Source organism: Streptomyces sp. NPDC091376 (assembly GCF_044757085.1).
GTDB classification, from domain to species: domain Bacteria; phylum Actinomycetota; class Actinomycetes; order Streptomycetales; family Streptomycetaceae; genus Streptomyces; species Streptomyces pratisoli.
The window spans coordinates 40,545-54,653 of the sequence record NZ_JBIVUF010000007.1 but is presented as its reverse complement, the minus strand read 5'-3'; the positions used below and the strand labels follow the sequence as shown (position 1 = coordinate 54,653).

12 protein-coding genes are annotated in these 14,109 nt (G+C 73.0%); 9 read left to right on the top strand and 3 right to left on the bottom strand.

Going from position 1 to position 14,109, the window contains the following annotated elements:
* Positions 1–150: 150 nt before the first annotated feature.
* The 3 genes from ACIQMR_RS16660 to ACIQMR_RS16650 are packed head-to-tail and all read right to left on the bottom strand — an operon-like array spanning position 151 to position 2,023.
* Positions 151–1,023, bottom strand: a complete 873-nt coding sequence (locus tag ACIQMR_RS16660; protein ID WP_401387045.1) for an aminoglycoside phosphotransferase family protein — start codon at positions 1,021–1,023, stop codon at positions 151–153.
* Positions 1,024–1,040: 17 nt separating this feature from the next.
* Positions 1,041–1,466 carry a ferritin-like domain-containing protein gene (locus ACIQMR_RS16655; RefSeq protein WP_401387043.1) on the bottom strand — a complete coding sequence of 142 codons (426 nt, stop codon included), beginning with the start codon at positions 1,464–1,466 and terminating at the stop codon, positions 1,041–1,043.
* Entirely contained in the window at positions 1,466–2,023 is a 558-nt protein-coding gene (locus ACIQMR_RS16650) for a hypothetical protein (protein WP_401387040.1), read from the bottom strand. The genes ACIQMR_RS16655 and ACIQMR_RS16650 overlap by 1 nt, the downstream gene beginning before the upstream one ends.
* 152 nt (positions 2,024–2,175) lie before the next feature.
* Here ACIQMR_RS16650 and rimP point away from each other — a divergent pair, with 152 nt between their 5' ends.
* The 9 genes from rimP to ACIQMR_RS16605 all read left to right on the top strand — a co-directional run bounded on the left by rimP (position 2,176) and on the right by ACIQMR_RS16605 (position 14,101).
* Positions 2,176–2,688 (top strand): ribosome maturation factor RimP, encoded by a 513-nt coding sequence (rimP, locus tag ACIQMR_RS16645; protein WP_266383993.1) that lies wholly within the window; start codon positions 2,176–2,178, stop codon positions 2,686–2,688.
* 2 nt (positions 2,689–2,690) lie between these two features.
* The gene (gene nusA / locus ACIQMR_RS16640; RefSeq protein WP_401387037.1) at positions 2,691–3,686 is read left to right on the top strand and encodes a transcription termination factor NusA; all 996 of its coding nucleotides are present in this window, start codon (positions 2,691–2,693) and stop codon (positions 3,684–3,686) included.
* Positions 3,687–3,844: 158 nt separating this feature from the next.
* Positions 3,845–4,138: a YlxR family protein gene (locus ACIQMR_RS16635; protein WP_401387034.1), complete on the top strand. Its 294-nt coding sequence runs from the start codon at positions 3,845–3,847 to the stop codon at positions 4,136–4,138.
* Between the two features lie 156 nt (positions 4,139–4,294).
* On the top strand, positions 4,295–7,432 hold the full coding sequence (gene infB, locus ACIQMR_RS16630; protein ID WP_401387031.1) for a translation initiation factor IF-2: 3,138 nt from the start codon (positions 4,295–4,297) through the stop codon (positions 7,430–7,432).
* Positions 7,433–7,571: 139 nt separating this feature from the next.
* The gene (locus ACIQMR_RS16625; RefSeq protein WP_266384004.1) at positions 7,572–7,865 is read left to right on the top strand and encodes a DUF503 domain-containing protein; all 294 of its coding nucleotides are present in this window, start codon (positions 7,572–7,574) and stop codon (positions 7,863–7,865) included.
* A 27-nt stretch (positions 7,866–7,892) separates the two neighbouring features.
* The gene (rbfA, locus tag ACIQMR_RS16620) at positions 7,893–8,345 is read left to right on the top strand and encodes a 30S ribosome-binding factor RbfA (protein ID WP_401387028.1); all 453 of its coding nucleotides are present in this window, start codon (positions 7,893–7,895) and stop codon (positions 8,343–8,345) included.
* Positions 8,342–9,244, top strand: a complete 903-nt coding sequence (truB, locus tag ACIQMR_RS16615; protein ID WP_401387025.1) for a tRNA pseudouridine(55) synthase TruB — start codon at positions 8,342–8,344, stop codon at positions 9,242–9,244. Before rbfA ends, truB begins: the two co-directional genes overlap by 4 nt.
* 232 nt (positions 9,245–9,476) lie before the next feature.
* The gene (locus ACIQMR_RS16610) at positions 9,477–13,097 is read left to right on the top strand and encodes a trypsin-like peptidase domain-containing protein (RefSeq protein WP_401387022.1); all 3,621 of its coding nucleotides are present in this window, start codon (positions 9,477–9,479) and stop codon (positions 13,095–13,097) included.
* Between the two features lie 53 nt (positions 13,098–13,150).
* Complete coding sequence (locus ACIQMR_RS16605; protein WP_401387019.1) at positions 13,151–14,101, top strand: bifunctional riboflavin kinase/FAD synthetase; 951 nt, start codon at positions 13,151–13,153, stop codon at positions 14,099–14,101.
* Positions 14,102–14,109: the final 8 nt, after the last annotated feature.

Below are 14,109 nucleotides of genomic sequence, written 5' to 3'. Positions count from 1 at the left end.
CGGAGGGCTACCGGGGCGTCTCCCTCAGACACGCGCGCCCGGGGTGGGAGCACCTCCCAGGCACGAGCCCGGGGCGGGGGCCGTCTCCCGGGCGCAAGCTCCGGGGGAGTGCCGGGCGTCCGCGCGGCGGGCGGGATTCGCCGGACACACCTAGAGCCAGCCGGCGAACTCCAGCGAGAGTTCGCCCTCCGCGCGGCGCCCCGCGGCGATCGCCCGCGTGCCCGACTCCACCGCGCGGAACAGCGTCCAGCCGCGCAGGCGGTCCCGATCGACGTCCAGGGAGTCCGCGAGGCGGTTCACCCGGCGCCGGGCGGAGGAGGCGCCGGCGGACGCGGCGATCAGGTCCTCGGCCCGGTCCCGGGCCAGCCGTGCGAGGTCGTAGGCCCGCTCGCCGACCAGCGGCTCAGGACCGACCGCGAGCCACGGCGTACGGTCGCCCGCGAGGACCTTGCTCTGGCGGAAGTTGCCGTGGAGCAGCAGTTCCTCGGGGGACAGCGCGGTCAGCTCCTCCCGCGCGGACAGCGCCGCCGCCACCAGTGCCGCAGGCGCCACGTCCGCGCGGCCCGACAGCGCCGCCGCCTGACGGCCCGTGCGCTCGGCCACCGTCTCGAAGGCGTGCCCGGCCGGCGGTTCCACCCACAGTCGTCGCAAGGTGCCCGCCGCCTCCAGCAGCGCCTTCGCGTCCGGCAGCGAGCGCACCGACATCTCGGGGTGCAGGCGCTCCAGCAGCAGCGCCTCCTCGGAGCCGCCCAGGAGCCGCACCGCGCCGAATCCGTCCCAGTGCGCGAGCGCGGCCCGCTCCAGTTCCGGCGCCGCGAACGGCGGGACGATCTTCAGCGCGGCCTGCGTACCGTCCTGCCGCCGTACGAGGACGACCAGGCTGCTCCGGCCGCCCGGCGCCATCACCCGCTCGATCTCCAGACCGTGCCGGGCGACCGTCTCCTCGAAGAGCTTCGGCAGCCGTCCGAGCCAGTCGTTGTCGCCGAGCGCCCGCACCAGACGCTGGGGCGGTTCAAAACCCATGCGTGCGTCGTTCCCTTTCACTGCCCTGCGGCCCGCTCGGCAAGCCCAGGAAAGGCTACGCCGGTGCCGCGCCACCGCACCGCCCGCACCGCCGCCTCGCTCAGGGCCTCCGCCGCCTGCCGGCGCAGCGGCCCTTCCGCGGCGCGGACGAGATCGGAGTAGACGCCGGCGACCCTGTCCTCCAGCACCGCGGCGAGACGTACCGCGGCCGCGGCATCCGGCACCGCGAACGGCAGAGAGTACGCGGCCTGTGCGGCGACGGGCTTTCCGCCGAGGTCGCGGACGGTCCGCTCCCACGCGTCGCGGCGTGCCAGGTGCGCCGAGTAGGCCGACCTGGCCTCGGGGCGCCGGTCCTCACCGGCCCGGCCGCCGACGACGCCGTACCCGTACACCGCGGCGTGCTCGGCGGCGAGCACGGCCTGCACGGCGTTCAGCGTGCTCATCAGCGGGACCCCTTCGTCAGCAGATACACATGCACGGCTCCGGCCGCGGCGACCGAGGCGAGCAGCCGGGCGTACTCCGGCGGCGCACCGGTCAGCGCGGCGGTGTGCGCCCCGGCGGTACTCCGCTCGGCCGAGGCCAGTTCCCGCACAGCCGTACCGGCATCGGCGGGAACGGCCGGCGACGGCGACGCGCTGGACGACGGCGACGCCGCAGCCCCGGCCGACGAGGACGGCGACGGCGACGGCGACGGCGAGAAGGCGGGCCGCGGCCGGTCCCCCGTCGGCGACAGCGCCTGCACATGCAGCGCCACCTGCGCCCGCAGCGGGGCCAGCCGGGGCGCCAGCCCCGGATGCGCGGCGAGGACCGCGTCGTACCGCCCGAGCAACGCGCTGCTCAGAGCCGCGCTCCGACGTCGCAGCAGGGTCTCCGCCGAGACGGACGGCGGCGGGTCGCGCCGGGCGCCGGGCTCGTCCGAGGAGCACCCGGACAGCGCCGCCGTGGCGGCCGCTCCCGCCCCTATGAGCGCACGTCTGCGTGTCGTCCCGGTGCGCTCCACGCCCTGTCTCCTCGGCCTCGCTGTGATCACCGCAGGCGAGCGTACCTGCGGGTCATCCGTGGGTGGACGGCAACACCCCCCGGGACCGGATACCCTTTGTGCTGACACGCGACGAAACCCACAACAGCACACGCGGCCGAGGAGTCACCCGGATGAGCACCACCCAGAGCGAGAGGCTGCGCGGACTGCTCGAACCGCTCGTCAGCGCCGCGGATCTGGATCTGGAAGAGATCGAGCTGTCCCGGGCCGGCCGCCGCCGTGTGCTCCGCATCGTCGTGGACTCCGAAGAGGGTGTGGATCTCGACGCCTGCGCCGAGCTGAGCCGTGTCATCTCCGACAAGCTCGACGAGAGCGACGCCATGGGGGACGGCGAGTACCAGCTCGAGGTGACCTCCCCCGGCGCGGAGCGCCCGCTCAAGGAGCACCGCCACTACGTTCGTGCCAAGGGCCGCCTGGCCAGGTTCCAGCTGATCACCCCGGAGGGCGCGCCCGCCGGCGAGCTGGTCGCCCGGATCCTCGACCTGGACGACGAGGGCCTCGACCTGGAGGTGCCGGGTGTGAAGGGCCGTAAGCCCACCACCCGCCGTGTCACCTTCGCCGAGATCGCCAAGGCGCGCGTGGAGATCGAGTTCAACCGCAAGGACAAGAAGGAAGAGGAGGCGTAGCCGTGGACATCGACGTGAAGCTCCTGAGGGGCTTGGCACAGGAGAAGGAGATTGCCTTCGACCTGCTGGTCGACGCGATCGAGTCGGCCCTCCTCATCGCGTACCACCGCACCGAGGGAAGCCGCCGGCACGCCCGCGTCGAGCTCAACCGGCAGACCGGGCATGTGACGGTGTGGGCGAAGGAGGACCCGGCGGAGCTCGAGGAGGGCCAGGAGCCCCGCGAGTTCGACGACACCCCGCACGACTTCGGCCGCATCGCCGCGTCCACCGCCCGCCAGGTCATCCAGCAGCGGCTGCGGGACGCCGAGAACGACGTCACCTTCGGCGAGTACGCCCGCCGCGAGGGGGATGTCGTCGCCGGCCAGGTCCAGCAGGGCAAGGACCCCAAGAACGTCCTGGTGAAGCTCGACGACAAGCTGGAAGCCATCCTTCCGGTGCAGGAGCAGGTCCCGGGCGAGGACTACACGCACGGACTGCGGCTGCGCACCTATGTCGTGCGGGTGGCCAAGGGCGTGCGCGGTCCGTCCGTCACCCTGTCGAGGACCCACCCCAATCTGGTGAAAAAGCTCTTCGCCCTGGAGGTCCCGGAGATCGCCGACGGCTCGGTCGAGATCGCGGCGATCGCCCGTGAGGCCGGCCACCGTACGAAGATCGCCGTGCGGTCCACGCGCAGTGGTCTGAACGCCAAGGGTGCGTGCATCGGCCCGATGGGCGGCCGGGTGCGCAATGTCATGGCCGAGCTGCACGGCGAGAAGATCGATATCGTCGACTGGTCGGACGACCCGGCGGAGATGGTCGCCAACGCCCTCTCCCCGGCCCGTGTCTCCAAGGTCGAGGTCGTCGACCTCGGCGCCAGGTCCGCACGGGTGACGGTGCCCGACTACCAGTTGTCGCTGGCGATCGGCAAGGAGGGCCAGAACGCCCGCCTCGCCGCGCGGCTCACCGGATGGCGCATCGACATCCGTCCGGACACGGAACAGCCCGCCGAGCAGGACTGAGAACCTCCGGCCGGCAGGCCGGGCCCCGGATGCCGTCCGGGAACAGATCACGGAGCGGGAGCGTTCCGTGACCGAGGGATCGCCAAGAGTTTTGAGCCATCAACTGTTCGATTCTTGCCCCAAAGGGGTGAGGTCGGTACGGGGAGGTAGACTGAGTCGTGTCTGGTCGGACGCACGCCCGCGCATGCCCTGAGCGAACGTGTACAGGGTGCAGGGAGCGAGCGGCCAAGCGCGATCTGCTGCGCATCGTGGCGGTCGAGGGCGCATGCGTCCCCGATCATCGCGGTACGCTGCCCGGCCGGGGTGCGTATGTGCACCCCGCCTCGGTCTGTCTCGACCTGGCGGTCCGCCGCCGGGCGTTCCCGAGGGCCCTCAGGGTCCAGGGGCCGCTCGATACCGCGGATGTACGCCGCACCATCGAGGCGATGGCGGCGTCGCAGGCAGCACCGTAAGAAGGTAGGAAGCAGTACCGCACGGATCCCCATGCGGTCAGGTACCTCGCGAGTTGGAAGTAGGTCGAGATTGCGATGAGCACTCGATGAGTACGCGATGAGTACGCCCATGAAGTAGCGACGGTCCGGCGGTAACCCGGACCTAAAAGGAGCGAAGTGGCTAAGGTCCGGGTATACGAACTCGCCAAGGAGTTCGGTGTGGAGAGCAAGGTCGTCATGGCCAAGCTCCAAGAACTCGGTGAATTCGTCCGTTCGGCGTCCTCGACGATCGAGGCGCCGGTTGTACGCAAATTGACTGATGCTTTCCAGCAGGGCTCCGGGGCCTCCCCCGCGAAGCGCGCTGCCGGAAAGCCCGCGGCGCCGCGCAAGGCGACGCCCTCCCCCGCAGCGGCAAGCCGCGCGGGAGGTGCCCCCACGCCCGCCGCGCCCTCCCCGGCGCAGGCGGCGCGTCCCGCTGTCCCCAATTCCCCCAAGCCCGGCGCACCGGCCCCCAAGCCGGCTGCTGCCGAGGCTCCCCAGAGTGCTCCCGCGGCTGCGGCTCCGGCTGCCCCCGGCCCGCGGCCGACCCCGGGCCCCAAGCCCCCGGCCGCTCCGAAGCCGGCTCCGGTCACCCCGGCCGCTCCGGCCGCGCCCGAGTTCACCGCGCCCCCGGCCGCTCCGGCTGCCGGTCCCCGGCCCGGTGCGACTCCCGGTCCGCGTCCGTCCGCTCGTCCCGGCCAGGGTGGCCAGGGTGGCGGAGGCCGTCCCGGCGGCGGTGCCCCGCGCCCCGGTGGTGAGCGTCAGGGCTCGCGTCCCGGTGCCCGTCCCGCGGGCCCGCGTCCGGGCAACAACCCCTTCACGTCCGGCGGCTCCACCGGCATGGCGCGCCCCCAGGCGCCCCGTCCGGGTGGCGCCCCGCGTCCCGGTGGTGCCGGTGCGCCGGGCGGTCCGCGTCCGCAGGGCGCCGGTCAGGGCGGTCCCCGTCCGCAGGCCGGTCCCGGCGGTGCCCGTCCGACCCCGGGCGGCATGCCGCGTCCGCAGGCTCCGCGTGGAGCCGGTGGCCCCGGCGGCGGCCCCGGTGGTAACCGTCCGAACCCGGGCATGATGCCGCAGCGTCCCGCTGCCGGTCCGCGCCCCGGTCCCGGTGGTGGCGGCGGCGGTCGTGGCCCCGGTGGCGGCGGCGGTCGTCCCGGCGGTGCCGGTCGTCCCGGCGGCGGCGGCTTCGCCGGCCGTCCGGCCGGTCCCGGTGGCGGCGGTCGTCCCGGTGGCGGCGGTGGCGGCTTCGGCGGCCCGCGTCCCGGTGGCGGCGGCGGTGGCGGCTTCGGCGGTGGCGGCGGTGGCCGTCCCGGCTTCGGCGGACGTCCGGGTGGTCCCGGCGGCCGTGGTGGCACGCAGGGTGCGTTCGGCCGTCCCGGCGGTCCGGCGCGTCGTGGCCGTAAGTCGAAGCGGCAGAGGCGCCAGGAGTACGAGGCCATGCAGGCCCCGTCCGTCGGCGGTGTGATGCTGCCTCGCGGCAACGGCGAGACCGTTCGTCTGTCGCGCGGTGCGTCGCTCACCGACTTCGCGGAGAAGATCAACGCCAACCCGGCGTCGCTCGTCGCCGTGATGATGAACCTCGGCGAGATGGTCACGGCCACGCAGTCCGTGTCCGACGCGACGTTGCAGATCCTCGCCGGCGAGATGAATTACACCGTTCAGATCGTCAGCCCGGAGGAGGAGGACCGCGAGCTTCTCGAGTCCTTCGACATCGAGTTCGGCGAGGACGAGGGCGGCGAGGAGTTCCTGGTCGCGCGTCCGCCGGTGGTGACCGTCATGGGTCACGTCGACCACGGTAAGACCCGGCTGCTGGACGCCATCCGCAAGACGAACGTCGTCGCGGGTGAGGCCGGCGGTATCACGCAGCACATCGGTGCGTACCAGGTCTCGACCAAGGTCAACGAGGAAGAGCGCCGCATCACCTTCATCGACACCCCGGGTCACGAGGCGTTCACCGCCATGCGTGCCCGTGGTGCCAAGTCGACCGACATCGCGATCCTCGTGGTGGCGGCCAACGACGGTGTGATGCCCCAGACGATCGAGGCGCTGAACCACGCCAAGGCGGCCGACGTGCCGATCGTGGTCGCGGTCAACAAGATCGACGTCGAGGGTGCGGACCCGACCAAGGTGCGCGGTCAGCTGACCGAGTTCGGCCTGGTGGCCGAGGAGTACGGCGGCGAGACCATGTTCGTCGACATCTCCGCCAAGCAGGGTCTGAACATCGACTCCCTGCTGGAGGCCGTGGTCCTGACGGCGGACGCCGCCCTGGACCTCCGCGCCAACCCGGAGCAGGACGCGCAGGGCATCGCGATCGAGTCCCACCTCGACCGCGGCCGCGGTGCCGTCTCGACCGTCCTGGTCCAGCGAGGCACCCTGCGCATCGGTGACACGATGGTCGTCGGCGACGCGTACGGACGTGTCCGCGCGATGCTCGACGACAAGGGCAACAACGTGGAGGAGGCGACCCCGTCGACTCCCGTCCTGGTCCTTGGTCTCACCAACGTCCCGGGCGCCGGCGACAACTTCCTGGTCGTCGACGAGGACCGTACGGCCCGTCAGATCGCCGAGAAGCGTGCCGCCCGTGAGCGCAACGCCGCGTTCGCCAAGCGCACCCGCCGGGTGTCGCTGGAGGACCTGGACAAGGTGCTCAAGGCCGGCGAGGTCCAGCAGCTCAACCTCATCATCAAGGGCGACGCGTCCGGTTCGGTGGAGGCTCTCGAGTCCTCGCTGCTCCAGCTCGACGTCGGCGAAGAGGTCGACATCCGGGTGCTGCACCGCGGTGTCGGTGCGGTCACCGAGTCGGACATCGACCTGGCGACCGGCTCCGACGCCATCGTGATCGGCTTCAACGTGCGCGCCGCCGGGCGTGCCACGCAGATGGCCGAGCGCGAGGGTGTGGACGTCCGTTACTACTCGGTCATCTACCAGGCGATCGAGGAGATCGAGGCGGCCCTCAAGGGCATGCTCAAGCCGGAGTACGAAGAGGTCGAGCTCGGTACGGCGGAGATCCGCGAGGTCTTCCGCTCGTCCAAGCTGGGCAACATCGCGGGTGTTCTCATCCGCTCCGGCGAGGTCAAGCGCAACACCAAGGCGCGCCTCATCCGCGACGGCAAGGTCATCGCGGAGAACCTCAACATCGAGGGCCTGCGTCGCTTCAAGGACGACGTCACCGAGATCCGCGAAGGCTTCGAGGGTGGTATCAACCTCGGAAACTTCAACGACATCAAGATCGACGACGTCATCGCGACGTACGAGATGCGCGAGAAGCCGCGCGGCTGACGCACACAGTGGTCGGGGCCGGTCGACGGGACGTAATCCCGTCGATCGGCCCCGGCCGTGCGTGTACGGTTCTTGATGTCCCTGCCAAGAGCGGGCAGGGCATCTACCGAACCCGTACCGGCGGGACATCCGGACATACATGTTTGTGGGGACGCTGTCCTTCGATCTGCTTCTCGGCGACGTTCGCTCGCTGAAGGAGAAACGCTCCGTGGTCCGCCCGATCGTGGCCGAACTCCAGCGCAAGTACGCGGTGGCAGTGGCCGAAGTGGGCGGTCAGAACCTTCACCGCAGGGCCGAGATCGGCCTTGCGGCGGTGTCCGGGGATCCGGGTCACCTCACAGACGTACTGGACCGGTGCGAGCGCCTCGTCGCCGCCCGGCCCGAGGTGGAACTGCTGTCGGTTCGACGGCGGCTCCACGGGGACGAAGACTGAGTAGTAAGCGAAAGAGGAGAAGGACCGGTGGCCGACAACGCGCGGGCCCGTAAGCTGGCCGATCGCATCCAGGTCGTGGTCGCGGAGACCCTGGACCGGCGAATCAAGGATCCGCGGCTGGGCTTCGTCACGATCACGGACGCCCGGGTCACCGGCGACCTGCGGGAGGCCACGGTCTTCTACACGGTCTACGGGGACGACGAGGAGCGTGCCGCGTCCGCCGCGGCGCTGGAGTCGGCCAAGGGTGTCCTCCGCTCCGAGGTCGGCCGGCAGACCGGGGTCCGCTTCACGCCGACCCTGAGCTTCGTCCCGGACGCCCTCCCCGACAACGCGCGCACGATCGACGATCTGCTCGACAAGGCGCGCGCCAAGGACGCGGAGGTGCGTGAAGCCTCCACCGGCAAGACGTACGCCGGCGAAGCCGACCCGTACCGCAAGCCGGAGGACGAGGACGAGGACGGGGACACAGCCTCCGAATGACTCAGCACAACAGGACGCCGGACGGACTTGTCATCGTCGACAAGCCGTCCGGCTTCACTTCGCACGACGTCGTCGCCAAGATGCGCGGCATCGCCAGGACCCGCCGGGTCGGCCACGCCGGCACCCTCGACCCGATGGCCACGGGAGTCCTGGTCCTCGGCGTCGAGAAGGCCACCAAGCTCCTCGGCCATCTCGCCCTGACCGAGAAGGAGTACCTCGGTACGATCCGGCTCGGCCAGAACACGGTCACGGACGACGCCGAGGGCGAGATCACCTCGTCCACCGACGCCTCCGGGGTCGCGCGCGACGCCGTCCACGCGGGCGTCGCCGAGCTGACCGGCGACATCATGCAGGTCCCGTCCAAGGTCAGCGCCATCAAGATCGACGGCAAGCGCTCGTACGCGCGGGTGCGTGGCGGCGAGGACTTCGAGATCCCGGCCCGTCCGGTGACCGTGTCGTCCTTCCAGGTCTACGACATCCGCGAGGCGGTCGCCGACGACGGCACCCCCGTCGTCGACCTCGTCGTCTCGGTCGTCTGCTCCTCGGGCACGTACATCCGGGCACTCGCCCGCGACCTCGGTGCCGGGCTCGGCGTGGGCGGACATCTGACCGCGCTGCGCCGCACCCGCGTCGGTCCGTACAAGCTCGATGTGGCGAAGACGCTGGACCAGCTCCAGGAGGAGCTGACGGTCATGCCGATCGGCGAGGCCGCGGCGGCGGCGTTCCCCCGCTGGGACGTCGACGAGAAGCGCGCCCGGCTGCTCCTGAACGGCGTACGGCTGGACATGCCGGCCTTCGACACGGAGGGCGCGGTGGCCGTCTTCGGCCCGGAGGACCGCTTCCTGGCGCTGGTCGAACAGCACCGGGGCAAGGCGAAGAGCCTCGCGGTCTTCGGCTGACGGCCCCGTCGCGGTCCTGACCGGTGCGTCGAGCCCGGTTCGCCGGAGGACTCCATCGTGGAGCGGGCACGGCCGCTGCCCGCTCCACGATCCCCCTCGCAGGGTGTCTATCCGCATCGCCGTGCGGATTCACCCCATCGGGCAGGCGCTCGGAGTGCACCGAGGGGGCACTGGGGGGCGCGTTCGCCCGGCGGTCTTCTCCTGGTGATCAACACCGGCCTACCGTCGGGCCATGGGACGCGGGGACCTGGCGACGTTGGTTCGTATCTGTGATCCGGCGGGCCGGCCGCGTGGGACCGGGTTCGTCGCGGACGACCGGGGCACGGTCGTCACCAGCCATGAAGCCGTCGACGGGCTCGACAGGGTCATGGTGCGTCCACCGGGCGACGGTGTCGTGCGCCTTGCCGGTGGCGATGCCGTCGTGCCGGTTCCGGAGGCGGATCTCGCGCTCATCCGTACCGAAGGGCTCGACGTACGGCCGCTGCCGGTGACCGTACGGGACACGGTGGACAGCGGCGCCTACGTACGCGTCCCCGCGGGTGGCTGGCGCGAGGCCCGGGTCCTCGGCGCGGCCCGGGCCACCTACACCGCCGCCGACCGCTTCCATCTCCTCGACGACGCCCTGGAACTGGCGATCGGCGCGGACGGGAGCGACGCCCTGCGGCCCGGCGGCACGGCCACGGGCGGACCCGTGCTGGACGCCACGACCGGTTCCGTCGTGGCGGTGCTCGGCACCGCGCTGCACACGGGGCATCCGGCGGCCGGATTCGCCGTACCGCTGCGAGCGGCCGCGGCGCGTGATCCCGCCGGGCCGCTCGCCGAACTGCTGCGGCGCAACGCGGCGACGGTTCCCGGGTTCGGGGACGACCTCAATGTCGCGGGCGCGCTGCGGCTCGCCGCCGTCTCCCTCGGTCCGGCAAGTCCGGCCGGGAGCACCGGCGTCCGCACCGACCCGGTCGAACGTCCCGCCGTCATCGAGGAGTTCGAGGCCTTCGAGGAGTCCGGAGCACTCGTCCTCGGGCTGACGGGAGACGCCGGAACCGGCCGCACGACCGAACTCACCGCCCTCGCCGCCCGTCGCGCCCGGGCCCCGGAGCCGGCCGTCAGCCTCTGGCTGCGCGGCGCCGACCTGCGCGAGGGCGACGCCTCCCTCGCGGACGCCGTCGCTCGTACGCTCGGCCGGTCGGGCCGTATCGTCGCCGGTGTCATGGCCCAGCGCCGTGGCCCGCAGGCCGTTCCCGGCGCCGGCTGGGAGGCCGGTCCCGGGGAAGTGGCGCGCGTCGCGCGGGAAGCCGGGCGCCCGCTGTTCGTTCTGCTCGACGGTCCCGAGGAGATGCCGGCCGCCCTCGCCGGCCGACTGCGCGCATGGACGGCGCGGACGATGCGCTGGCTCCGTGAGAACGACGTACGGCTCGTGATCGCCTCCGGACACGACCACTGGGAACGGTCCGGGTACGGGGAGCAGCCCGGGGCGCTCCGTCCGCGGACCGCGGCTCACCGCCCGGTGGTGCGTCTCGCCGCGCTCACCGAGCAGGAGGCGGAGGACGCCCGCGTCCGGTACGGACTGCCGCCCGGAGCCCTGACCGGCGCCGACGCCCGCCATCCGCTGGCGCTGCGGCTGCTCGCCGAGGTCCGTGAGGCACTGCCGGGTGACGTACCGGGGAGGCCGTCCCGGGACGAGATCTTCGGTGCGTACCTGGATCTGGTGTGCCTGCGCGCGGCGGCCCGGATCGCGGCGGCGGCACGGCCCGAGCCGCGGGCGACAGCGGTGCGGCGGCTCGCGGCGCGCGTCTCGGGGCAGGTGCACGAGGCCGCGAGACGGTCTCTCGGCCCGGGGGAGGGAGGGCTCGACCGGGAGACCTTCGGGGAGTTGTTCCCCTGGCGGACGGGCTGGGCGTCCGCGGTCCTGGGCGAGGGCCTGCTGGTCCGCGCGGGCGCCGGATACCGCTTCGCGCACGAGGAGTTCGCGCGGTGGCTCCAGGCGGCGCACCTCGACGTGGACGGGGTACTGCGCCCACTGCTCGGCCATGCGGGACCGGACGCGGCGGAAGACGTCGCGCCCACGCCGCCGCGGCACCTTATCGGTACCGCGGTCCAGGCCCTGCTGCTCATCGACCGCCGCTCCGGGCCGTCCGCGCTGGGGCCGCGGCTGACGGCCCTGATCGAGGCGCTGGACGAGGCGTTCGACGAGGCGTTCGACGAGAGGGAGCCTTTGTCGGACGACGCGCGCTGGTGGGCGTGCGGGCTGCTCCGGGAGACGCTGCTGCGTGTCCCCGCGCCGCGCGCGTACCTCGGCGTCCTGCGCACCCTCGCGGACCGCGTCACCCGCCGTTCCCTGCGCGGGGGCGGACCACGGAACCTGGGCGGACTGGGGGAGTTCGGGCCCTGGTTCTGGCAGCGGCTGCGCGTCGGCGAGGCCGAGCGGATGGATCTCTTCCGCCGCCTCGTCCCGGCGGACGGTGCTCCGCAGAGTGCCGCCGGGACCGCGCCGGGCGGCTCCCCGCCACGCTTCCTCGACGCGGTCGCGGAGGAGCTGGCCCGCTCGCCCCGGGACGTACAGCCGCTGCTCTGCCGCTGGTTCACCGATGACCGGCCCCTGCCGGCGGGGCCGGGAGCCGCGATGCGGCCCACCGTCGCCGGAGCCGCTCAGGCGCTGCTCCACACCCATCGCGGACGGTCGGTGGACGATCTGTGCGAGGCGCTCGTCAGCACCGCCCATCCCCGCGCGGCGGAGCTGCTGGCCGCTCTCGTGGAGGACGAGCCGTCCGCCGTCTGCCGGGCCGTCGACCGCTGGGCGCACGACGACAGCCGGCCCGGCCGTCGTCTCGCCGCGGCCACGTACGGTCCGGCCGTCGCCGTCCGGGTCACCGGTGGGACCGACCGGGACCTGTTGCGGTTCGCCGCGCTGGCGCTGCTGGCCCGGCCGGCCGACACCGCACTGCACGGCGCCGCGCTCGCGCTCCTCGTACGGGACCCGCGCACCAGGGCCCGCTACCTCGGGCGGGCGCTGGCCGCGTACCGCCGCGGGGACCGGGGGCTGACCGCGGACGTCCTCGCCGGCGCGGCGTCGACCCATCCGGAGCCCGTGTTCGCGGCGTTCCGCGCCAGGCTGCGCGAGGCCGCCGACGGGCCGGAGGACGGGCCGGGAGACGGGCCGGGCGCCGCACCGGGCTCCGGAGACCGTGCGGGCCCCGGCGACGGTGCGGGCGAGGTCCTGCGGGCGCTGGCCGAGTTCGGCACGCCCGCGCTGGCCCGCCGCGCCGCCGTGCTCGTGGCCGAGCACGCCGGCCTGCGGCCCGGTGCGGCGGCGGGCGCCGCGGCCTTCGTCGAGCGCCGGCTGGAACACGGCCCGGCCGCCCGTGCCGTGCTCGTCCCCCTCGTCATGGACCTGCTGCGGGGACGGCCCGTGGAGGTACGGGGCGCGCTGGCCGGCGTGCTCGCGGCGCCCCCGGTCTCCCGGGCCTCCGAGCCGCTGCGGGCCGGGCTGCTCGACGTGCTGCTGGAGCACGAGCGGCACGAGAGCGGGAACCTGGCGGTCCTGGACGCGTTGCTCGAGGCCGCGGCACTCGGCTCCGGCCGGTGCGCGGACGCCCGGACCCGCGAGCTGGTCCACCGCACCGGCGTCCTGTTCGTCCGTACGCTCGAGGGCGCGAACCGCTTCGACCGCCGCCTGGTCGAGCTGGCCCACCGGGTGCCCGGCTTCGCCGCTCAGGTCGTGACCTGGCAGGCCGAGGCGTCGCAGGAGTGGGCGGCGTTGGTCGGCCCGAGCACGCGCCGGACCCTGGAGGCGCTGGGCAGGCCGGTGCCGATGCCGACGGAGGACCGTGGGCATGGCAGTCTTAGACCTGCGTAAGACGCATCATGACGTACACAGGTTCGATTCGGGTTGGGCGAGGAGCGGTCACAGTGCAGCGCTGGCGTGGCTTGGAGGACATCCCCCAGGACTGGGGGCGCAGCGTCGTCACCATCGGTTCCTACGACGGTGTGCACCGGGGCCACCAGCTGATCATCGGGCAGGCCGTGGAGCGGGCTCGCGAACTGGGCGTCCCGTCGGTCGTGGTCACCTTCGACCCGCACCCCAGCGAGGTCGTGCGCCCCGGCAGCCACCCGCCGCTGCTCGCCCCGCACCACCGGCGCGCGGAGCTGATGGCGGAGCTGGGTGTCGACGCGGTGCTGATCCTCCCGTTCACCTCGGAGTTCTCGAAGCTGTCGCCCGCGGACTTCATCGTGAAGGTGCTGGTGGACAAGCTCCACGCCCGCGCCGTGATCGAGGGACCGAACTTCCGCTTCGGCCACAAGGCGGCCGGCAACGTCGAGTTCCTGGCCGACCTCGGCCGGACGTACGACTACGAGGTCGAGGTCGTCGACCTGTACGTCCGCGGTGAGGCGGGCGGCGGCGAGCCCTTCTCCTCCACCCTGACCCGGCGCCTGATCGCCGAGGGCGACGTCGAGGGGGCGGCGGAGATCCTCGGCCGTCCGCACCGCGTCGAGGGCGTGGTCGTCCGCGGTGCCCAGCGCGGCCGTGAGCTGGGCTATCCGACGGCGAACGTCGAGACCCTCCCGCACACCGCGATCCCCGCGGACGGCGTCTACGCCGGCTGGCTCACCGCCGACGGCGAGCGGATGCCCGCCGCGATCTCGGTCGGCACGAACCCACAGTTCGACGGCACGGAGCGGACCGTCGAGGCGTATGCGATCGACCGCGTCGGCCTCGACCTGTACGGGCTCCACGTGGCCGTCGACTTCCTCGCGTACGTGCGCGGCATGGCCAAGTTCGAGTCCGTCGAGGCCCTGCTGGACGCCATCGCGGACGATGTGAAGCGCGCACGCGAACTGACGACGGAGTACGACGCGTAACCTCTGCG